Source organism: Flagellimonas alginilytica (assembly GCF_042134605.1).
In the GTDB taxonomy this organism is placed as follows: domain Bacteria; phylum Bacteroidota; class Bacteroidia; order Flavobacteriales; family Flavobacteriaceae; genus Flagellimonas; species Flagellimonas alginolytica.
The window spans coordinates 1,371,435-1,391,217 of the sequence record NZ_CP169638.1; the positions used below are offsets into that span (position 1 = coordinate 1,371,435).

The following is a 19,783-nucleotide window of genomic DNA, read 5'->3' on the forward strand; positions in this document are numbered from 1 at the left end:
GAGATGTACTTAATTTACAATACGCGGTCGATACCCCTTGAGCCGGGGAAAAAGCTGACCATTGGAAGAAATGGACACGGTGCGGAGATTGAAGTGAACGGTAGAAGGGTCTCCCGGGAGCATGCCCAAATTGAACGAAGATCAGAAGGGGTCTTTATCATCGACTTGGAGAGTGCCAATGGTACCAAGGTGAATGAAAAACGCTTGCAGCCTAATGTTTGGTCAAGTTTGAAACCAGGGGACATGGTCAATATCGCTTCTTTAACCTTTTACCTTTCCACTGAAAAACCTACCCAAAAAAAGGAACAAGAAGAAATTGAAAGACAAGGTCCATCCGATTTCAAACAAAAAATAATGGCGAAAGGGGTTTTAAAAGTTGGACGCCAAAAAAGTAATGACCTTGTTTTGGAAGACCCTACGGTGACCCGTGAACATGCCCTGCTGTCATATTCCCAGGGAAGTTTTTGGGTTGAGGACCTAGGGTCTACCAATAAGACCTATCTAAACGGAAAAGAAGTAAAGACCAAGACAAAGCTGAACGACAGTGATACTATCACCATATCCTTTTACAGCATAACACTTGGTAACGGTCCCAGAGACCTAAGAAGAATCAAAAGTGCCATCATGGCCCGTGCCATCCAAAAAAAATACCCGAACAACAAAATCGGACTCCAAGATATGTCACTGGATATCCATCAATCCAAGTTCGTGGCATTGATGGGTCCCTCAGGTTGCGGAAAATCAACTTTATTAAAATGTCTCAATGGGGAGAATCCCGCCACTTCTGGGGAAGTACTGATTCATGGACTTTCGCTGGCAGAAAATTTTGGCTTAATCAAAAAAAAGATAGGATACGTACCACAGGATGATATTGTCCATAGGGAACTGACCGTTTACAAGACCTTGTTCTATGCCGCCAAATTGCGTTTGCCGGATGATACGACCAATGAAGAAATCAATGAAAGAATAGACAAGGTCATCTCCGATCTAAATCTGGACCAAGACAAAGAGAAAGATATTCGGACTATAAAAGTAGGTAGTCTATCTGGCGGTCAACGCAAGCGTGTCTCCATTGCAGTGGAACTTTTGACCGAACCTACTATCCTCTTTTTGGATGAACCCACCTCTCCACTGGATCCTGAAACTATAGAGGGTTTCTTGACCAGCTTAAAAGAATTGGCACACAATGGGACTACTATAGTCATGGTCACCCACAAACCAGAAGACCTCAGTTATGTGGATGAGGTCATATTTCTGGGAGTACAGGGGCATTTGGTCTTTAAAGGATCAGCGGATTTATTGACAGCCCATTTTGAAGTGGGCAATATTGTAGAGGTTTACAGCAAAATGAGCGATTTCGAGGTGGTTGGTAAGTTTTATCAAAAACCGCCCAAGCAAAGTGTGCCTAGGACGATTAACCAGGAAATCAAAAAAGAGCGGAAAGACTCCCATTGGCTGCAATTGTTTTGGTTGATTTCCAGGTATTTCAGAATCAAGGTCAACGACAGGGGGAACCTCGGACTTCTCTTGGCACAACCTGTTATTATAGGTGGGCTTGTTTGTTTGGTCTTTGACAAGTTCCAGATAGGGGTTCTTTTCTTGATGGCCATTTCAGGGATTTGGTTCGGAGTCAGTAATGCCGCCAAGGAAATTGTCGGGGAACTTCCCATTTACAAAAGGGAGCGCATGTTCAATTTGGCCATCAATACATATATTCTTTCCAAATGGGCGGTTCTTGCGCTCATCGCACTGATTCAGACCCTAATTTTTGTGGGCATTGTGTATGTTAACTTTAAGTGGAACTCCCACCCCGACTTTGAAGAGATATTCCTTCGCTCGTTTTGGGGAAGCGCGGCATTCATGTTCTATATCTCCGTTTCGGCGTCACTCATAGGGCTTTGGCTCTCAGCGACCTTCAACAATACTGAAAAGGTGATGACAGTGGTGCCCATTGCATTGATGCCACAGATTATGTTGGCAGGGGTAATGACCAAAATAAACAATATCCTTGTGGAACTGTTGAGCTTTTTCACTTTGGGAAGATGGGGCACCGAGGGATTGGCACGGGTACAGGACGGGGCATCCCCGAATTTGGAAGGCACTGTCGATACCACACAATCCGTAATTGCTACAGTGGCACTGCCTCCTCCTGCCAACGGGGTGCGGGATGCCCCTTCCGCAGCTCTTCGAATATTGGACCTTTATAATGAAAAACTGGTGGACCAAGGAAAATTGATAGGAAGTCTCTTTGATGGGTTTGATAGGAACCTTCTGGCCATCGCTATTCTCAGCATGCTTTTTTACCTGCTGATTTTCGTATCACTTAAAAAGAAGGATGCCCTATGAAAATAACAACCGAAATAAAGGCAACAGTCCTGTTTGCCGTCCTTTCTGTCATTATCTCATGTGCCAAGAGACCGGAATTCGTGGCCATCGACAACATTGCCATTTTGAATTCCAAAAATGACACCCTTATGGTAGGGATGGACTACATTGTTTACAACCCAAACAATGTCAGGACAAAATTGCGCCAATCCAGTATGGAAATCTACTATAGGGACTCGTTGGTGGGCAATGGATTCTTAAAGGAACAGATTGCGCTAAATGCAAATGATACCATAGGAATCCCTGTAAGCTGCAAAATAAGCCTAAAAAGGTTAAGCACATTTTATCCCGAACTGCTTACCTCGGACTCTTCGACTTTTGAGCTCAAGGGAAACGGAAAGGTCAGCTTTATGTTGAACTCTTTCAGTATAGGATTGGATGACCAAATTCATCTTAATACCAAACAAGCTATTCTGACCCAGATTGAGCAAAACTTGGACTATGGTAAAAATTTTAAGTTACGCTCCATATCCAGTGACAAGCTACCTTCTTTAAGAAAAACGCAACTCAGACTCGAAATGGAGGCCATCAACCAAATGCCCATTGCATATCAAATCGATAGTTTGGAGCTGGGCTTTTATCTGGATAAGGCTAAAGAATCCGTAGCACATTGGACGTTGGAAGAACCATATGATCAGAAACCCATGGGGTCACAAATAATTCCTTTACAGGTTACTTTTAACAATCTGGACTTGTTGAAACAAATGAAATTCTCTTGGCTGACCGATCAAAAAGTGAATTTTGTTATTTTGGGGGAGGCACAGGTACTTATAGAGGGGTATAGGTTCAATGTGCCCATAGAAGACCTACTTGAAATAAGTTTTTAAGAAAGCCTTTTGACTAAATGACTGACCACGAACTTTTACGCCAGCTAAAATCAGGTAACGAGGAATGCCTTGGGCAGTTATATGCCCATTTGGGGATGGTAAAAAGCTGGATTTGCAGAAACAATGGGGACGAGGAAGATGCCCTCGATGTGTTCCAAGAAGCGATAATCGTCTTTTACAAGAATGTCATGTCGGGAAAATACGAGCAAAGAAGTAAAATAAGCACATACCTGTTTGAAATTTCTAAAAGACAGTGGCTCAACCAACTCAACCGAAGAAAGCGCCACGAACAACCTAGGGAAGCCAATGGTTTTGAAAGCAAGTTTGAAGAAGAACTGATCTATGAGGTTACCCACCCAGGGCCCAGATTAAAGGATTATTTGGGCAGGGCCATGTCACGCTTGGGGGAACCGTGCAAATCCCTTCTGGAAACCGCTATTTTTTTTGGCATGCGCATGGAGGATATCGCCGAAAGGTTCAACTATTCAAGCGCCAGGTCGGCAAGCCAGCAAAAATTAAGATGTCTCAAAAAGCTAAGGTCCAGCATTTCGTACGAGGACATAATCGCTTTAGAACAGTAAAATGATAGAGGAATTAAAGTACATAGCATTGATAGACAAATACCTTCGAGGTACACTGGCCCCATCGGAAAAAGATGAGGTAGAGGAATTAATGCACCACAATCCCGATTTTGCCAAAGAGGTAAGGGTCTATGAAAAAATATATGAGGGAATAACCAAGAAAGAAAAGGCAGAATTAAAGAACCGCTTACGAAAGTACTATAAAGAGTATCAAGAAAACCAAGAAACTCCAACTTCAGACCGACCAAACGGAAGATATCGAAGACTTTTCATTTATAGTGGGGCAATAGCAGCCTGTTTGATAATCGGTGGGGCCATTTTACTGTTCAATCAGTACGGCCCTTCAACATCAAACACCGAACCCACCGTGGTGGACGTGGATACAACATCCACAATGAAGACCGATTCCATTTTTGATCTGGATGAGGGAAAACTGGTCGAAGAAAATAAGCTGGATAAGCCAGATATTGATAGAGTGCAGGATAATGACAATCTGGTCAATCGAGAGAATACCGATGGTTTACAAAAACACGACAGTGTTCAAAATCCCAACACAGAGAGCGAGGTACAATTGGCTATTGGTGGTTACAAAACCCTTCCAAGCAGAGCGGTAAGAAAATATCAATCCTCTAGGTCCCTTTCCTATACTTTTCATGACGGTGTTTTCAAATTGTACGGTCGTCCATTGATGGGGAAATTGGAAGCCCTGTCCCTTAGGATTTTAAAGAACAAGGAATCTGGCTATTTTCTTAAGTATAAAAACGACTACTATGATCTGGAAAAAACAAAACGGAGGTTACCGTTGATAAAGGTTGATGCAAAGCGCAACAACAAGGGGGTGAATACACTTTTCAATAGACCCATTAAATCAGTTCCATCCCAAGAAGAGGTAACCGTGAACATTGTTGGCGTCCAAAATGCTTCAACTGTCCTATCGGAATTGTTGGTTAGGTTTGATAATGACAATAGTGGAGAACAAACATATTTTTTCAATAAAGAAGAACGGCAGTTGGAACTTATAATCCAAGCCGATCTGGATTTGGAAAAGGCAATGGTATACCGTGTGGAAGAAGCTGGACGATATTACTATTACCTGGTCCAGGACAGTCAAATTTATGCTTTGGATGAAGATGCAAAAGATGCGACGCCCTTAGTTACCGTTGATATTACCACGAACAGATTGGCACGACTTTTTATAACAAGGGAACCCATAAAAACAGTAGTTTACGAAGAAAGATAAATGGGAATGGAAAAAAGAGACAAAATCCTTGCCCCGGCTCTCGTTCGCGGAAAATGGGGATATATCAATAAAGCGTGCGATTTTGAAATACCGCTCCAATTTGATAGGGCCTTTGGTTTTTATGAAGGCTTAGCGAAGGTAGTGCTTGGAGAAAAATGCGGCTTCATAAATACTGTGGGAGAATTCGTGATTCCTCCCATTTTTGACATAGATGGTTCCTATAATTTTTTTAATGATGGTTTTGTCAAGTTAAAACTAGAAGAGAAGTCCTTCATAGCAAATACAGATGGAGAAGAAATCGACGTAAGTAAATTTGAAGAAATTTATGGGTTTTCAGAAGGTCTGGCCGCGGTCAAAACAAATGGAAAATGGGGATACATCAATAAACTTGGCGAAATGGTCATACCCCCAAAGTATAGCACGACCTACGAATTTCAAGAAGGTTTGGCCGAAGTCGAATTAAATGGGAAATGGGGCTACATCGACAAAATAGGTAACGAGATCATTTCTTTAAAGTATACCGATGCCTCGGAATTTTCAGAAGGTTTGGCCCGTGTAGAATTTGGAAACGGTTATGGTTTTATAGACAAGAGGGGCAATGAAACAATTCCTGGCAAATATGAGCATGCCAGTATATTTTCTGAGGGCAGGGTTGCCGTGGCGAAAGATAAATATTGGGGATATCTTGATTCCCAAGGAAATCCCATTACTGAATTTAAATATAATGAGGAATCCCCATTCCATTATGTGCTCAATGAACCCCAAGCTTTTTCTGAAGGCCTGGCAGCGGTTCAATTCAGTAACAAATATGGTTTCATCAATTCAGAAGGAATCGAGGTCATACCATTCAAGTTTTCTATGACTCATGGTTTTAAAGACGGGTTTGCTTTCGTTGTCAATTCCCTTGGAGGCTTTATAAATAGTGATGGGGATGAGGTAGTTCCTCTAAGGTACTGGGAAGCCAAAAGGTTTTCCTACGGTTTGGCCCCGGTCAAATTTGAAAAAAAATGGGGCGCGGTGAATACCGACGGCGATGAGGTCATTCCTGTAAGCCTTGATTATTTGGGAATTTTCAGAAAATGCAGCTCACCCTTTGAACGGATAAAAGAATAGAAGTCGTAAAAAAGATGACATTTTCATTTTATGGTTATACATGTATGTAAACATGAACCAAACAGAAGATGAAGACCTTAAATTACATAAGCTTTAAATTACCCCCACTTTTATTGATTATTTCCTTCGTATTCTGGTTCCTAATATCAGGGATGAAACATGGATATACCCAAAATGCACAAGAACAACGGTCAGTCATAGGATTTCACTGCTCTTTTTTCGGCAGACCAACAAAGTTGGTTTTGGAAATGGAGTTGGCCATAAAAAGATCGGAACATGAAAAGATCCGTAAGCTGCTTTTCTCGAATGATACCGGAAAAAGATATTTGGCGGTAGTGCTATGTGAGGCATTGGAAGAACAAAAAGTTATCAAATTGACCAATTTGGAGAAACTTTACGTTAAAGGTCTCTATGATTCGGAAAGCGAGGTATCGTTTTGTGCTGGTTGTGCATTTTTCGAATCGCACAGTTTTAGGGACTTGCTCGGAGAGCATACCCGGTTTGGGGAAGAAGCCAGGAAATGGGCTTTCAAAAAAGTAAGTAGATCAAACTCTAATTATAACCATAAAAGCTGAAATAATGAAAAAATTTGTTTTGATAGTATTCTTAATGGCCCTCGTTCCAAACATAGCCATGGCCAAAAGAGTCAGGGGTCTTTTCGGAAAAAGCGAACGCATAGAAAAAATTATGGATGTAGACATAAAGGGTTCGAATGGGGAAGATCTTTATTTAGGATATAAGACCACTTCCCAATTCTTCTTTATGGGAGTATACATAAAGGATGATGGCTACGTTTTGGGCATTAGGGGAAAGTTTGGATCGTACTATCCACTGGATAACCAACAACTTTTATCCTTTCAAGAAAACGGTAGTCTCCCGAATCCTATGCCGTCTTACGAAATACCATTTACGGATTGGCTATGGGGTTTTTCTCTTTGGATATTAATGGTAATATTGGCGGTGATTTGGTTCTTTCCAAAAAGCGGAAAGTCCCTTTTTGAAAGGGGTTGCACATACTATTTTGGGAAAAATGTCAAAGTGGACTATTCCAAGGCTTTTGCATACTTTCAAAAATCGGCAAAAAAGAAATATGCCCCGGCGATATTCAATTTGGGAATCATGCACCTCAAGGGCCAGGGAGTGCCAAAAGACATCCAGCAAGCCGTTCCGCTATTTGAACAAGCATCGGATATAGGAAACACCAATGCAAATGTGACGTTGGGCAACCTCTACTATGAAGGGGTGGAAATTCCGAAAGACTTGGGCAAGGCGAAGGTATGGTTCAACAAAGCTTGTGGACAAGGCCATGATGGGGCATGCAAAATGGTGGCTCATATCCAAGAACAACATTGATTTTTAGTACATTTAGGAAACGACCGAACAAACAACAAAAAACCTATGAAACTATCACATTATGAGTGGGACCCTGAAAAAGACCTAATCGCGGAAGGTGGATTTGCCGAGGTTTTCAAGGCACGTGATTTAAATACCGAAGGCAGGTATGTGGCACTAAAGATTTACAAAGAAGCCGTATCCAGGGGTACACAAGGGAGTACGGGACAGAAAAAGTACAGTCTGGAACAGGAGTTCTCCAAAATTGATGGGCTTTCTCATACGCATCTGATCACTTATTATGATCTCGAGTACATTGTCCACAAAGATGCCATGGGAAGAAATGCCAGCTATCCAGTTCTTATTATGGAATATGCTGGGGAGGGCACCTTAGCCCAGGCCATACAAAAAGGCCTGTCCCTAGAGGATTCCGAAAAAATCATTTTGGAAGTCGCCCAAGCCGTGGATTATCTTCATGGACAGGGTATCATTCATAGGGATTTAAAGCCTGGCAATGTTCTTTTCGGCAAGGATAGAGGCGGAAATAGAGTTTCCAAAATAACGGATTTTGGTATCAGTCAAGATGTCCTATCCGAAAAAACCATCCAACAGTCCATGACCGAGGGGGTAGGAACACCCCATTATATGGCCCCTGAGCAGTTCTTCAAAAAGAAGTTTGGATTGAATGGTGAAATCGGTGAACGAACGGACGTTTGGGCCTTGGGAATCATGTTTTACAAGATGTTGACGGGTAAATTACCTTTTGGTCATGGCAGTAAGGACTATGAACTGACCAGGGATAGTATCATTGGTGAAGAACCGGATTACTCGGAAGTTCCAGAAAAATATAAAGCCATTTTACGCACCAGTCTTGAGAAAAATGCCATAGATAGATTTTCCTCTGTCTCCGGCTTCGTACGTGCGGTGAACGAAATCGATGGTGGCGAGGGCACCATTTTTATTCCTTCAAATATATCCAAGGACAAAGGTAAAAGGGGAAAAAGGAAAAAGGTCTGGCCTGCCCTGATAACATTCTTTTTGGTTTTGGGACTGGGCTTCGGGGGCTACGCTTTTTATCGCTCCAACAAGATAAATACGCTTTTGGCAGATGGGTGGAACCTTTATAAAGAAGGCAAATTCAAAGAGGCCTATGACATCTTTATTAAGGCCTCCGACTATGGGTCCGGAGAAGCCTTTTATTTCCTTTCCAGATTCAATCAAAATGGGTACGGGACAGAGGTCGATTACGAAAAGGGCTTTGAATATGCGGATATGGCCATTGATGCAGGATATGACCTGGCGAACTTTAATCATGGATGGGCCTATCAGAACGAACTCGGTGTGGATATGGACACGGTCGAGGCCAAAAAATTCTATGGAAAGGCAAAGAACAGCATTGTGACTCTAAGCGATGATGGTAACCCAGAGGCTCTAAATCTAAGGGGGTTAATGCACTTTTTTGGTTTTGTTATGGAAAAGGACGCGAGTAAGGCAAAACTGTATTATGAAAAAGCTTCTAGTAAGGGCCATCCAGCTGCAATCGAAAACCTAGCAATCCTCAATACGTCTGAAAAAAATTATAAGGAAGCGTTCGAGGGGTATGAAAAATGCGCGTCCATCGGCAGGTATTCTGGATATCGGGGCATGGCAAATATGTACAGGTTTGGTCAGTATGTGGCCAAAGATACTGTGAAGGCTTTGGAACTATTTACAATCGCTGCTGAGAACGAGGATATTATTTCCCAATTTAATCTGGGCATTTTCTATAAAAATGGAGTATTGGCTAAAACGGACCGCATAAAGGCAATACAATGGTTGACCAAAGCGGCAGATAAAGGACATTTGGGAGCTCAAAATGAATTGGGCACTTTATATTTCACCGACAAGAATTATCAAGAGGCCAAGAAATGGTTCCAATTGGCGGCCGATAAGGGAAATACGTTCGGAATGCACAATATGGGTCTTCTGCACTATTATGGATGGGGTATTACAAAAGACATAAAAAATGCAAAAGGTTGGTACCAAAAAGCCGCTGACAAAGGGTATGCCAACTCACAATACATGATGGCCAAAATCCTTGAATATGGGGAAGCGGATGGAACCGTAGATCTGCCCAAGGCAATAAAATATTATGAGCTTGCCGCTGGTCAAAATCAAGGTTCAGCTCTTTACGCTTTAGGCAGATTATATTATGAAGGAAAAGGAATAAACAAGGATTACGAAAAGGCCAAAGAATTTTTTACCAAATCAGCGGCCCAAGATATTTTAGCTGCAGACTTCATGTTAGGCACTATGGCTGAAAAGGGTTTGGCTGGGCCTGTAGACTATTTGGAAGCCGAAAGAAGGTATCTCAATGTAGCTACTAAAGGCCATCTCGAAGCCCAAATAAAATTGGCTGACCTGTATTACGACCTCAAGTTGGGCAAGGACAAAAAAGGAAATGCTACCCCGTGGTATTTGAAAGCCGCAGAAAATGGTGACTTGCACAGCCAATACAGGGTGGCGGTGATGTATTACAATGGCAAATATTATTACGCTGCCAAAAAATGGTTCCAAAAGGCGGCCGATCGAAATCATGCCAATGCGCAAAGTTATCTCGGCTATATGTACGACAGTGGCCTCGGAGGGTCTAAAAACATGAAACGGGCTTTTGAACTATATCAAAAGTCTGCCAAAAATGGTGATCGAGTCGGAATGTATAACCTAGCCTCTTGTTACTATAGTGGCCTTGGAACCGGAAAAAACATCTATCTGGCAAAAACCTGGTTTCAACGATCTTGTGAAAAGGGGTATAAAAAAGCCTGTGATTGGGTTGTTAAAAAATATTGAAGAAAATGGAAATTCAACTACCGGTCCGTTGCAATGAAATAGGCAGTAGGGAATCAAATGAGGATACCATATACCCTGCAATTCCAACCAAGGATTCCCGTCTGTTCATGGTATGTGACGGTGTCGGTGGCCAAGCCAAAGGTGAATTGGCATCCCGTCTGGTGTGTAACGAAATGGCTTCCTTTATCAAAGATAACCCTTCCAGGGGAGTGCAAGATCCAGCCTATTGGTCGAAAGCCCTAGAATTTGTGGAAAATACCTTCCGTGAACATTTAAGAAACTTTCCGGAATCAAAGGGCATGGCAAGTACATTGAGTCTTTTGTATATATCAGACCAAGTTGGAAAAGTGCAGATAGCTTGGTTAGGTGATAGCAGGATATACCATATTCGTGATGGTGAAGTGCTCTACCGCACCAAGGACCATTCAGTTGTGGAGGCAATGTTGGATATGGGAGAGATTACGCCGCGGGAAGCAAGGAACCATCCCAAACGGCATATCATTACGAGGGCAATCAATGGCCTGAACCCATCCAAAGTAGATGTGAAAACCATCGAAAATCTTCAAGAGAATGATTTCTTTATGCTCTGTTCCGATGGAATCCTCGAGAATATAGACGAGGAAAAAATTGGAAAGTTGTTTAAAAAGGAAATTCCTGTTGAGAAAATATCAGCAATGATAACGGCCGAGGCAAAGGGAAACACGAAGGATAATTACTCCTTTTACCTAATAAAAATTGATAAGATATAGGTACTGCTTTGAGCCTTAAAAACTTCTATAGAAAATTTGAACCGATGAAAAATACGTATTTAAAAAATTCAGTCCTTATAATGATAGTTATGTTCCTTAGTTCCTTTGATTACCCTATTGAACAACATCCAATCAATATTAAAAAGAGCGGCGATTCCATGGAACTGAATACAGAAGGATTATACTATGCAGAGTTCTTTGACTATATCTTTCGGGGGCATTTTGAAAACATTGAAATGACCAGGGAGGACATGGAATTCCTATCTTTATTCAGTCAATATCTAAGGGCTTTTGGAAAGCATTGCCCTCAAGCACTACCCTATGATAAAGTTGAGATTATGGAAGATGTTTGCGTTAGGGAACGAGTCAAAACCGATGTTTTCGGGGTGGAGACGGATAGGACATGCGTACAGTGGGAAACCGTGGGTACAGGAATCTATGCACGTCCTCAACTTTACGGGGCTTATTTGACCGTTCGTGACATACAGAACAGAAACGCACTAAAGACTACTATTGAGATTATGACCGATCCCAACGCCATGGGAAATACCGTTGATATGGCCCATAAAGCCAAAGGTCTGGCAACGGATATGACCATGATCTTCAATCTTAATCCCTGTACCAGTCCCTCTATTGAGCGCCTTGAAGAGAATTTGCGATTGTTTGCATTGGACCGGCCGGCAATTCGAATGAAGGAGCGCAGCAAATATGAAAAAATGAAAAATTCAGGAGGGCCAAGTGGTGACCAAGACTTTGAAAGATTGATAGACGACCTAGTGGACGACCAGGCAAAAACTTGGGCATTCAATCGTTACGTTCCAAACAGTGTATCCGGTGTAAAAAAATATACAAATGCCAGAGGAAGACCCACAGAGCTGGTCGCAAATTACAGATACAACGGGTTCAAAACCAACAGTCCAGGAACTGTTAGGATCACCTTTGAAAAAGGTATTCCGAAATGTATCTATTTCTCCGATTTCCCGAATAATTGTAAAACACCAAATGCATCCATATTGGCTTCTTATGCGAAAGGAGAATATTCCAGGTAGATTTTTTGTGGAGATTCCTTTTTTAATGAAATTTATCAATATACTCCTATGGTTCAAAACATGAAAACCTGATTGAAAGAACATCTATGCCTCCATCCACTAGTAGTTGGAGAATGATATGAATGATCTTCCCATTGGTTTTGGGAAGCAAAAAGTGAAAAAGAATCAGGATATTTACTCAAGTTTTAATGTAATGACTATTTGGGTTTTCTCTTTTCTTAAAACAAATTTTGAATTCCTTGAGAAGGTGACCATAATTCTCCAAAGACAAAAATAGACCATACAATTATGGATATACTGGAAAGAACAAAAGACTACGCTATCAGAAAACATAAAAGTGTAAATCAAAAATATGGCGAACATGATTATGATTTTCATTTAAACATGGTGTTTGAAACAGCTTTGAAATTTATACACTTGATAGAATTTGATGAACGGGAAAATGTATTGGCTGCTTGTTGGGTACACGATATTATTGAAGATGCAAGAGAGACCTACAACGATGTCAAGAGGGAGACAAATGAAACAATTGCTGAACTTGCTTATGCCTTGACAAATGAAAAGGGACGGACCAGGCAGGAGCGGGCCAATGACAAATACTATAAGGGAATCAGAGAGACCAAAAATGCTTCATTCATAAAGTTTTGCGATAGAATTGCCAATGTAACTCATTCAAAAAATAATGGTTCAAGGATGTTTGAAAAATACAAAGTTGATAATGAGGCTTTTATAACCAAAATATTTGTTCCCGAATGCGAAGAAGTCTCTGAATACTTAAAAAAAATATTGGAGGAGTAATATGATATCAACTATAAAAAAACGGAACACTCACTTTTTTGTTTAAGATTGATATTTTTTAAGCTGATTCAATTAGTCCTACAAAAACGGTAAAAGGTGGCATTAAGGCTATTTTAATATCATATTTTTCTTTAATAGTCATCGTGAAGATTTAAAACATCAATGTTTTTATTTCGTAAAGGACTCGCCGAATCCGTTGAAATCTTTCCTTTTAATGGAAAGGTGTGTATAAGGGAGAACAGCCACAGTGGTGAACATTTGTTATACATCCCAAAGAATAAGGAAGAATATTAGTTGAAAAACCTGAGGTAGAAAAATCTTCTAAAAAGATTATTTCTATGGATAAGGAAAGAGAAATTGTCCCAAAAGCAACTGAAGGAAAAACTTATTGCACAATTAACCGAAACCTTCTTTTACAATGACAAAAATCCTATGGTAAACAATCATTTCTTTTTCAAGAAGTATGAGCTTAAATTGGACGAGGAATATTGGCCAGATTCGGATAGGTTATAAAGGAATATTTCTTAGAAACCTTACTCAAATATTTTTAAACCTTACACAGTGTTGTAGTCGTTCGTGCTCACCTAAGAATTGAACTTCTTTTTGAAGTTTTTTAAAAGATTTCTTGGTCCGAAGAATTTAAAGGAATCTGCTGGTTTTTCACTCCAGTCTTTCACAACGGGCGATTTAAGGAACGGTTCTCCAATAATTACTACTTTCCCAGAGTTAGTCTCAATTGTGGTTTCTTTCATGGTTTCGTAAATTCACCTTTTATGGGACATAGCTTTTTAAAGCTAAGAAGAAGTTAAGAATGTAATAGATGATGTGATACTCTTTCAAAATATACTCCAAAGAGTGAAAAACATCAAAACAGACCAGTTTATATCATAAAAAACTAAGTTTAATTTGAAACCAAAATTGCGTGCAAATTGCGTGCAAATGAAAAAAGCTTCAAAAGTCATAAACTCTTGAAGCCCTTGTAAACATTAGTGGAGAATACCGGATTCGAACCGGTGGCCTCTTGCCTGCCAGGCAAGCGCTCTAGCCAACTGAGCTAATCCCCCAAGGAGAGCGCAAAATAAATACTTTTTTCCGAAAGTATCAAAAATTGCATTACTTCCCTAATCTTTTTTAACACTGAGCACCAATACCGGTATCTTAACAAAGAACTCCGATTTTTGTATGGTATTCTTTTCCCATAGTTTTTTAAAGAACCCACGCTTTCTTCGGAACACGCATAGCATATCCGGTTGTTCCTTTTGGAAATATTCCGTTACCCCTAAATACGTTGTACCATTCTCGGTAATGGTCAATTGGGAGCTCAAATCCATCAAGGCAGTGTTAACTTTTAAGTCATCCTCGGTATAACCTGGTCTCTTTACCAACAATAAGCTTATTTCCGATCTAAACTTGTTTTTGATAATGATCAAAGGGTTCAAAATACTACTACGCTTCAAAATACCGGAGCCAAAGGCAGTTAAAATCTTTTTGACAGGTTTAAAGGTTGTTCCCTTTGGAACGATCAAGGTCGGGATCTCGGTCTGTTTGATAATTCTTCCAGATGTGTTGCCCAAATAAAGTTCTTCTTTAATATCATTACTTCTCGGGGCAATAATGATCAAGTCAATGCCAAGTTCTTTGTTAATGCTCTTCAAACCATCGATAATATCGCCATTATAGGTCGCTATTTTTATCTCAACACCTTTGGTGTCTACTTGATCTATAACTCCTTTTAACTGTTCCTTGCTACTTTTTGCTACTTTTTCTTCCACATTCGCCAAACTCCCTACGGCAGTAGTCACGGAAAAAACATCCATAACATAGATCATAGCCCCGAATTCGGAAGCAAAATCAACCGCATATTGTAAGGTTTGAGAAGCATTTGGAGAAGTTCCAATAGGTACAAGTATATTGTTCATGGTTTGGTGATTATGATTAAACCTTAAATTTACAATTAAATTGAAACGAATCAATGATAAGACGAGCAAAGATTTCCGAAATCACCGACATCTTGTCGATTACCAAGGCCTGTTCCTTAAAAATGCAACAAAATGGAATTTTTCAATGGAACGAACATTACCCCTCCAAACAAGCCTTTTTAAAAGACATTCAGCGCAACGAACTCTATGTGATTGAAGAAAACCACATTATTTTGGGCACTATCGTCATATCAACTTTTATGGACGACGAGTACATACCCATACAATGGCTTACACCTAATGGCAACAGCTCGTATATCCATCGTTTATCGGTCCATCCAGATCATCAAGGAAAAGGGTTGGCCCAAAGGCTAATGGACTTTGCTGAAAGCCATTCCAAAAAAAATGGATTTGTATCGGTGCGGTTGGACACCTTTTCCCAAAACAAAAGAAACCAAAGATTTTACGAACAACGGGGATATCAAAAACTAGGCGACATCTTCTTTCCAAAACAAAGCGAACATCCCTTTCATTGTTATGAATTAGTGCTGTAACTTGCACCCGATTTGAGCAAAGAGGTAAATTTTAGGAGCATTAACCAATTGGCGGTTCCCGCTACCATATCGGGCATTGCAGAACCTATACTGTCCATTACCGATACCGCTATTGTTGGCAATATTCCGGTAGACGGACTTGAATCTTTGGCTGCGGCCGGTATAGTGGGCTCATTTTTGTCCATGCTCATTTGGGTTTTGGGCCAGACCCGAAGTTCCATTTCCGCCATTATATCACAATATTTGGGAGCAGGAAGATTGGACGAGGTAAAAAATATGCCCGCACAAGCCATTTTTCTCAACATCTGTTTAAGCATCATTGTGTTGATCACCACTATTTTTGTAATTGAAGAGATTTTTTCGCTCTTCAATGCATCGGGAAAAATATTGGAGTATTGTGTCTCCTATTATTCCATTAGGGTTTGGGGATTTCCGCTTACCCTGTTCACCTTTGCCATTTTTGGTATTTTCCGGGGTTTGCAAAACACCTTCTATCCCATGGTCATCGCCATGCTTGGGGCAGGACTTAATATTGTACTCGATTTTGTGTTTGTTTATGGTATTGAAGGTTTTATCCCTGCACTATATTTGGACGGTGCAGCATGGGCCAGTTTGATTGCCCAGGCCATTATGGCGCTTTTGGCACTATTCTTTTTAATGAAGAAAACGGATATCAGCCTAAAGTTGACCCTCCCGCTGAACAAAGAGATCAAACGACTCATTTTTATGAGCCTTAACCTTTTTGTAAGAACCTTGGCCCTAAATGCTGCGTTGATGTTGGCCGTTCGAGAAGCCACTACTTTAGGAGATCGCTTTATCGGGGCACATACCATTGCTGTTAACCTATGGTTGTTCGCCGCATTTTTTATTGATGGTTATGCAGCTGCCGGAAACAGTATGGGCGGTAAATTTTTGGGAGCCGAAGATTATGATGGCCTTTGGAAATTGGCCAAAACAATATTCAAGTACGGAATGATCGTAAGTCTGGCCCTTATGTGCTTCGGATTTATTTTTTATCGACCCATTGGTCAACTTTTTTCGAACGAGGAAATCGTGCTCAACACCTTTTACAGCATTTTTTATATTGTAATCTTAGGACTTCCCATGAACACCTTGGCCTTTATTTTTGATGGGATTTTTAAGGGCATGGGCGAAATGAAATACCTGAGAAATGTACTCCTTGCCGCCACCTTTTTGGGGTTTATCCCCTGTCTTTACCTGGGCATGTATTTAGGTCTTGGTTTTTACGCCATTTGGATCGCTTTTATTGTTTGGATGATGATTCGCGGATTCTCACTGGTCTGGAAATTTAGAAGAAAGTTCCGGCCCTTGGTTCAAAACCCTTAATTTAGTATCCAAAGACATCTGACAACTAAATTGAATGACAACAGATAGAACCAACGGAAGTTTATATACTCGAATAGAAAACAGGATGGCTACGGTCGAATTTGGCCATCCGGCAAGCAATTCTTTTGTTTCGGAGCTTTTGGCACGACTGGCCAAGGAGTTAGTTACACTAGGGGAAAATAATGAAGTTTCCGTTATTGTCTTAAAATCAGAAGGGGAACGGGCCTTTTGCGCCGGCGCTTCTTTTGATGAACTGGTGGCAGTTTCCAATTTAGAAGAAGGAAAACAGTTCTTCAGCGGATTTGCCCATGTAATCAATGCCATGCGCAAATGTCCCAAACCCATTATCGGCCGGGTGCAAGGGAAAACTGTTGGTGGCGGGGTCGGATTGGCCTCGGCCTGCGATTATGTGCATGCTACCGAAGCAGCGGCAATCAAACTATCCGAGATTTCCATAGGAATAGGTCCGTTCGTAATTGCCCCTGCGGTGGAACGTAAAATGGGAAAGGCGGCTTTGGCAGAACTCACTTTGTATCCCACAGAATGGAAAAATGCCTATTGGGCCAAAGAGCAGGGGCTTTATGCCAAGGTATACGATTCCATTTCCGAAATGGACAAAGAACTGGACATTCACTTGCAAAAGTTGGCGAGCTATAATCCCGAAGCCCTTGCTGAAATGAAAAAAGTGCTTTGGCAAGGAACCGAGCATTGGGACGACTTATTATTGGAGCGTGCCGAAGCCTCTGGAAGATTGGCACTATCGCCCGATACTAAGAAAGCATTGGAAAAGTTTAAAAAGTAGTTGTGTGCTCTCTAATTATAAAAATATGCGTCACCCTGAACTAGTTTCAGGGTCTCATTAAAAAGATAAAGTTGTGAGATGCTAAATCAAGTTCAGCATGACGGTTTAAAACGAGAGAAGAATTATAAAATTTAGAATATGAATGATTTAGTTTTCCCCATACTCGCGCTCTTTGTGATTGTGGTATATGTGGTCAACAGAATACGAAGCAACCGACGTTACAAGAAATAAATGAAGAACATTGCCCTGCCTAAAGGCAAAAAAGTCTATTTCGCGAGCGATAACCATCTCGGAGCACCCACCCGAAAGGATAGTCTCCCCCGTGAAAAAAAATTTGTGGCCTGGCTGGATTCCATAAAAGACGATGCTGCTGCCATTTTTTTAATGGGCGACCTTTTTGATTTTTGGTTCGAGTACAAAACTGTGGTTCCCAAAGGCTTTACCCGCACCTTGGGAAAACTGGCCGAGCTATCGGACATGGGCATCCAAATTACCTATTTTGTGGGCAACCATGATCTATGGATGAACGGCTATTTTGAGGAAGAACTCAATATTCCCGTATACCACAAACCACAGCAGTTCCTTATAAACGACGCTTCCTTTTTTATCGGACATGGAGATGGATTGGGTCCTCACGATAAAGGTTTCAAACGAATGAAGAAAGTGTTCACCAATCCCGTGGCCAAATGGCTTTTTAAATGGTTGCACCCTGATTTGGGTGTTCGCTTAGGGCAACATCTTTCCGTGAACAACAAGGTTATTTCTGGAGATGCGGATGCTACATTTTTGGGTGAGGACAAAGAATGGTTGATTTTATATGCCAAGCGCAAACTGGAGCAACAACACTATGACCATTTTATTTTTGGTCATCGACACCTGCCCATGGAAATCAAACTCAACGAAAAATCCACCTACACCAATCTTGGGGATTGGATTTCCTATTATACCTATGCCGTTTTTGATGGTGAAAAATTGACTTTAGAGAAACTGGAGGGTTAATCCTCCTTTTCATGTTCATCAATGTCTTTTTGGAGATCCAGTCGGCGAAAGGTCGGTGAAACAATCGCGGTTGTTCCGGCGGTCAAAAGCGTCATGCACCCACCGAAAACCACTGCCGTTACCGTTCCCAATAATTTGGCCGCCAATCCACTTTCAAATGCCCCCAACTCGTTGGACGACCCAACGAACATAGAATTCACAGATGCGACCCTTCCTCGCATATTGTCCGGCGTTTTTAATTGTAAAATAGTCTGCCGTATGATCATGGAAACGCCATCCACCGCACCGCTGAGGAACAAGGCGATCACAGATAGCCAAAACAATTCCGACAGTCCAAATACGATAATACAAATACCAAAAGCAAAAACGGCCATCAATAATTTTTTACCTGCTTTTTTATGCAATGGAAACCGTGTTGAGCCAAGCATGGTTATGGATGCTCCCACGGCCGGAGCCGCCCTCAAAATTCCGAATCCTTCCGAACCAACATGTAAAATATCCTGAGCATATACTGGCAACAGTGCAACAGCGCCGCCGAATAAAACAGCGACCATATCTAAGGTCAGGGCTCCGAAAATGGCCTTGTTCCCAAAAACAAACTTGAGTCCATCTCGTAAACTTTGAAATACCGGCTCTCCGATTTTTGGATTTAAGATTGGTTTTCTCGGTATTTGGAACAAGAAAATAAGTGCAAGTACCGAAAACCCAAAAATAAGGCACATGCTCCAATGTACCCCGATCCAACTGATCGAGAACCCGGCCAAGGCCGGACCCAAAACAGATGCCAACTGCCATGTGGAACTGCTCCATGTTGCGGCATTGGGGTATATTTTTTTGGGAACGATCAAAGCGATCAAAGAGAAAATTGTTGGGCCCAAAAACGAACGCACAAACCCGCCCAAAAAAACCAAGGCGTAAATCGAATACAGTATGGTTTTGGATTCCCAAGAATCTTCAAGCCCGGGCCAGCTCAACAAGAACAGCCCAAGACTGATTACCGAGAATCCAGCAATGCAAGTCACCAAAAGGTTTCGCTTTTCCCGCTGATCTACAATATGTCCAGCAAACAGGGCCATACTCACCGCAGGAATCACTTCCATCAACCCGATAATGCCTAGTGAAAGTGGGTCCTTGGTCAAGGAATACACTTGCCATTCGATCACAATAAACTGCATGGACCATGCAAAGACCATGGCAAAACGTACCAATAAAAATATGTTGAATTCCTTATAGCGAAGTGCTGCGTAGGGGTCCATAAA

General features: G+C 41.3%; 18 protein-coding genes and 1 tRNA gene. 15 read left to right on the forward strand and 4 right to left on the reverse strand.

Annotated elements, in window-relative coordinates; all coding sequences use genetic code 11:
• The first annotated feature begins 3 nt into the window (after positions 1 to 3).
• The 11 genes from ABTP35_RS06050 to ABTP35_RS06100 all read left to right on the forward strand — a co-directional run bounded on the left by ABTP35_RS06050 (position 4) and on the right by ABTP35_RS06100 (position 12,903).
• The gene (locus tag ABTP35_RS06050) at positions 4 to 2,346 is read left to right on the forward strand and encodes an FHA domain-containing protein (protein ID WP_293298304.1); all 2,343 of its coding nucleotides are present in this window, start codon (positions 4 to 6) and stop codon (positions 2,344 to 2,346) included.
• Positions 2,343 to 3,212: a hypothetical protein gene (locus ABTP35_RS06055; protein ID WP_275614199.1), complete on the forward strand. Its 870-nt coding sequence runs from the start codon at positions 2,343 to 2,345 to the stop codon at positions 3,210 to 3,212. Before ABTP35_RS06050 ends, ABTP35_RS06055 begins: the two co-directional genes overlap by 4 nt.
• A gap of 17 nt (positions 3,213 to 3,229) precedes the next feature.
• Complete coding sequence (locus ABTP35_RS06060) at positions 3,230 to 3,793, forward strand: RNA polymerase sigma factor (protein WP_252080907.1); 564 nt, start codon at positions 3,230 to 3,232, stop codon at positions 3,791 to 3,793.
• Position 3,794: 1 nt separating this feature from the next.
• Positions 3,795 to 5,033, forward strand: coding sequence for a hypothetical protein (locus ABTP35_RS06065; RefSeq protein ID WP_293298298.1), 1,239 nt, complete (start codon positions 3,795 to 3,797; stop codon positions 5,031 to 5,033).
• Positions 5,034 to 5,039: 6 nt separating this feature from the next.
• Complete coding sequence (locus ABTP35_RS06070; protein WP_275614197.1) at positions 5,040 to 6,146, forward strand: WG repeat-containing protein; 1,107 nt, start codon at positions 5,040 to 5,042, stop codon at positions 6,144 to 6,146.
• A 152-nt stretch (positions 6,147 to 6,298) separates the two neighbouring features.
• Positions 6,299 to 6,721 (forward strand): hypothetical protein, encoded by a 423-nt coding sequence (locus ABTP35_RS06075; protein ID WP_252080910.1) that lies wholly within the window; start codon positions 6,299 to 6,301, stop codon positions 6,719 to 6,721.
• A gap of 4 nt (positions 6,722 to 6,725) precedes the next feature.
• Complete coding sequence (locus tag ABTP35_RS06080) at positions 6,726 to 7,499, forward strand: tetratricopeptide repeat protein (RefSeq protein WP_252080911.1); 774 nt, start codon at positions 6,726 to 6,728, stop codon at positions 7,497 to 7,499.
• A 45-nt stretch (positions 7,500 to 7,544) separates the two neighbouring features.
• On the forward strand, positions 7,545 to 10,307 hold the full coding sequence (locus ABTP35_RS06085; RefSeq protein WP_275614196.1) for a serine/threonine-protein kinase: 2,763 nt from the start codon (positions 7,545 to 7,547) through the stop codon (positions 10,305 to 10,307).
• A gap of 5 nt (positions 10,308 to 10,312) precedes the next feature.
• Positions 10,313 to 11,056, forward strand: coding sequence for a PP2C family serine/threonine-protein phosphatase (locus ABTP35_RS06090; RefSeq protein WP_252080914.1), 744 nt, complete (start codon positions 10,313 to 10,315; stop codon positions 11,054 to 11,056).
• A gap of 44 nt (positions 11,057 to 11,100) precedes the next feature.
• Positions 11,101 to 12,105, forward strand: coding sequence for a hypothetical protein (locus ABTP35_RS06095; protein ID WP_293298291.1), 1,005 nt, complete (start codon positions 11,101 to 11,103; stop codon positions 12,103 to 12,105).
• 288 nt (positions 12,106 to 12,393) lie between these two features.
• On the forward strand, positions 12,394 to 12,903 hold the full coding sequence (locus tag ABTP35_RS06100; protein WP_275614194.1) for a phosphohydrolase: 510 nt from the start codon (positions 12,394 to 12,396) through the stop codon (positions 12,901 to 12,903).
• A 584-nt stretch (positions 12,904 to 13,487) separates the two neighbouring features.
• On the opposite strand, the gene ABTP35_RS06105 is transcribed toward ABTP35_RS06100, so the two are convergent.
• The 3 genes from ABTP35_RS06105 to ABTP35_RS06115 all read right to left on the reverse strand — a co-directional run bounded on the left by ABTP35_RS06105 (position 13,488) and on the right by ABTP35_RS06115 (position 14,822).
• Positions 13,488 to 13,655, reverse strand: coding sequence for a hypothetical protein (locus ABTP35_RS06105; protein ID WP_252080919.1), 168 nt, complete (start codon positions 13,653 to 13,655; stop codon positions 13,488 to 13,490).
• Between the two features lie 238 nt (positions 13,656 to 13,893).
• Positions 13,894 to 13,967: transfer RNA gene (locus tag ABTP35_RS06110), tRNA-Ala, on the reverse strand.
• Positions 13,968 to 14,024: 57 nt separating this feature from the next.
• Positions 14,025 to 14,822 carry a universal stress protein gene (locus ABTP35_RS06115; protein WP_224836062.1) on the reverse strand — a complete coding sequence of 266 codons (798 nt, stop codon included), beginning with the start codon at positions 14,820 to 14,822 and terminating at the stop codon, positions 14,025 to 14,027.
• 53 nt (positions 14,823 to 14,875) lie between these two features.
• Here ABTP35_RS06115 and ABTP35_RS06120 point away from each other — a divergent pair, with 53 nt between their 5' ends.
• The 4 genes from ABTP35_RS06120 to ABTP35_RS06135 all read left to right on the forward strand — a co-directional run bounded on the left by ABTP35_RS06120 (position 14,876) and on the right by ABTP35_RS06135 (position 18,524).
• The gene (locus ABTP35_RS06120) at positions 14,876 to 15,376 is read left to right on the forward strand and encodes a GNAT family N-acetyltransferase (RefSeq protein ID WP_293298284.1); all 501 of its coding nucleotides are present in this window, start codon (positions 14,876 to 14,878) and stop codon (positions 15,374 to 15,376) included.
• Between the two features lie 12 nt (positions 15,377 to 15,388).
• Positions 15,389 to 16,723, forward strand: coding sequence for an MATE family efflux transporter (locus tag ABTP35_RS06125; protein ID WP_293298282.1), 1,335 nt, complete (start codon positions 15,389 to 15,391; stop codon positions 16,721 to 16,723).
• 34 nt (positions 16,724 to 16,757) lie between these two features.
• A complete protein-coding gene (locus tag ABTP35_RS06130; protein ID WP_293298279.1) occupies positions 16,758 to 17,525 on the forward strand; it encodes an enoyl-CoA hydratase/isomerase family protein in 768 nt (255 codons plus the stop codon).
• A gap of 231 nt (positions 17,526 to 17,756) precedes the next feature.
• On the forward strand, positions 17,757 to 18,524 hold the full coding sequence (locus ABTP35_RS06135) for a UDP-2,3-diacylglucosamine diphosphatase (protein WP_293298276.1): 768 nt from the start codon (positions 17,757 to 17,759) through the stop codon (positions 18,522 to 18,524).
• Here ABTP35_RS06135 and ABTP35_RS06140 read toward each other — a convergent pair.
• Positions 18,521 to 19,780 (reverse strand): MFS transporter, encoded by a 1,260-nt coding sequence (locus ABTP35_RS06140; RefSeq protein WP_252080925.1) that lies wholly within the window; start codon positions 19,778 to 19,780, stop codon positions 18,521 to 18,523. The genes ABTP35_RS06135 and ABTP35_RS06140 overlap by 4 nt on opposite strands.
• Positions 19,781 to 19,783: the final 3 nt, after the last annotated feature.

What these genes read in the sequence shown, in the direction of transcription:
- ABTP35_RS06050 (WP_293298304.1), top strand. Translation starts at nt 4, where the DNA reads ATGTACTTAATTTACAATACGCGGTCGATACCCCTTGAGCCGGGGAAA.
- ABTP35_RS06055 (WP_275614199.1), top strand. Translation starts at nt 2,343, where the DNA reads ATGAAAATAACAACCGAAATAAAGGCAACAGTCCTGTTTGCCGTCCTT.
- ABTP35_RS06060 (WP_252080907.1), top strand. Translation starts at nt 3,230, where the DNA reads ATGACTGACCACGAACTTTTACGCCAGCTAAAATCAGGTAACGAGGAA.
- ABTP35_RS06065 (WP_293298298.1), top strand. Translation starts at nt 3,795, where the DNA reads ATGATAGAGGAATTAAAGTACATAGCATTGATAGACAAATACCTTCGA.
- ABTP35_RS06070 (WP_275614197.1), top strand. Translation starts at nt 5,040, where the DNA reads ATGGAAAAAAGAGACAAAATCCTTGCCCCGGCTCTCGTTCGCGGAAAA.
- ABTP35_RS06075 (WP_252080910.1), top strand. Translation starts at nt 6,299, where the DNA reads ATGAAACATGGATATACCCAAAATGCACAAGAACAACGGTCAGTCATA.
- ABTP35_RS06080 (WP_252080911.1), top strand. Translation starts at nt 6,726, where the DNA reads ATGAAAAAATTTGTTTTGATAGTATTCTTAATGGCCCTCGTTCCAAAC.
- ABTP35_RS06085 (WP_275614196.1), top strand. Translation starts at nt 7,545, where the DNA reads ATGAAACTATCACATTATGAGTGGGACCCTGAAAAAGACCTAATCGCG.
- ABTP35_RS06090 (WP_252080914.1), top strand. Translation starts at nt 10,313, where the DNA reads ATGGAAATTCAACTACCGGTCCGTTGCAATGAAATAGGCAGTAGGGAA.
- ABTP35_RS06095 (WP_293298291.1), top strand. Translation starts at nt 11,101, where the DNA reads ATGAAAAATACGTATTTAAAAAATTCAGTCCTTATAATGATAGTTATG.
- ABTP35_RS06100 (WP_275614194.1), top strand. Translation starts at nt 12,394, where the DNA reads ATGGATATACTGGAAAGAACAAAAGACTACGCTATCAGAAAACATAAA.
- ABTP35_RS06105 (WP_252080919.1), bottom strand. Translation starts at nt 13,655, where the DNA reads ATGAAAGAAACCACAATTGAGACTAACTCTGGGAAAGTAGTAATTATT.
- ABTP35_RS06115 (WP_224836062.1), bottom strand. Translation starts at nt 14,822, where the DNA reads ATGAACAATATACTTGTACCTATTGGAACTTCTCCAAATGCTTCTCAA.
- ABTP35_RS06120 (WP_293298284.1), top strand. Translation starts at nt 14,876, where the DNA reads ATGATAAGACGAGCAAAGATTTCCGAAATCACCGACATCTTGTCGATT.
- ABTP35_RS06130 (WP_293298279.1), top strand. Translation starts at nt 16,758, where the DNA reads ATGACAACAGATAGAACCAACGGAAGTTTATATACTCGAATAGAAAAC.
- ABTP35_RS06135 (WP_293298276.1), top strand. Translation starts at nt 17,757, where the DNA reads ATGAAGAACATTGCCCTGCCTAAAGGCAAAAAAGTCTATTTCGCGAGC.
- ABTP35_RS06140 (WP_252080925.1), bottom strand. Translation starts at nt 19,780, where the DNA reads ATGGACCCCTACGCAGCACTTCGCTATAAGGAATTCAACATATTTTTA.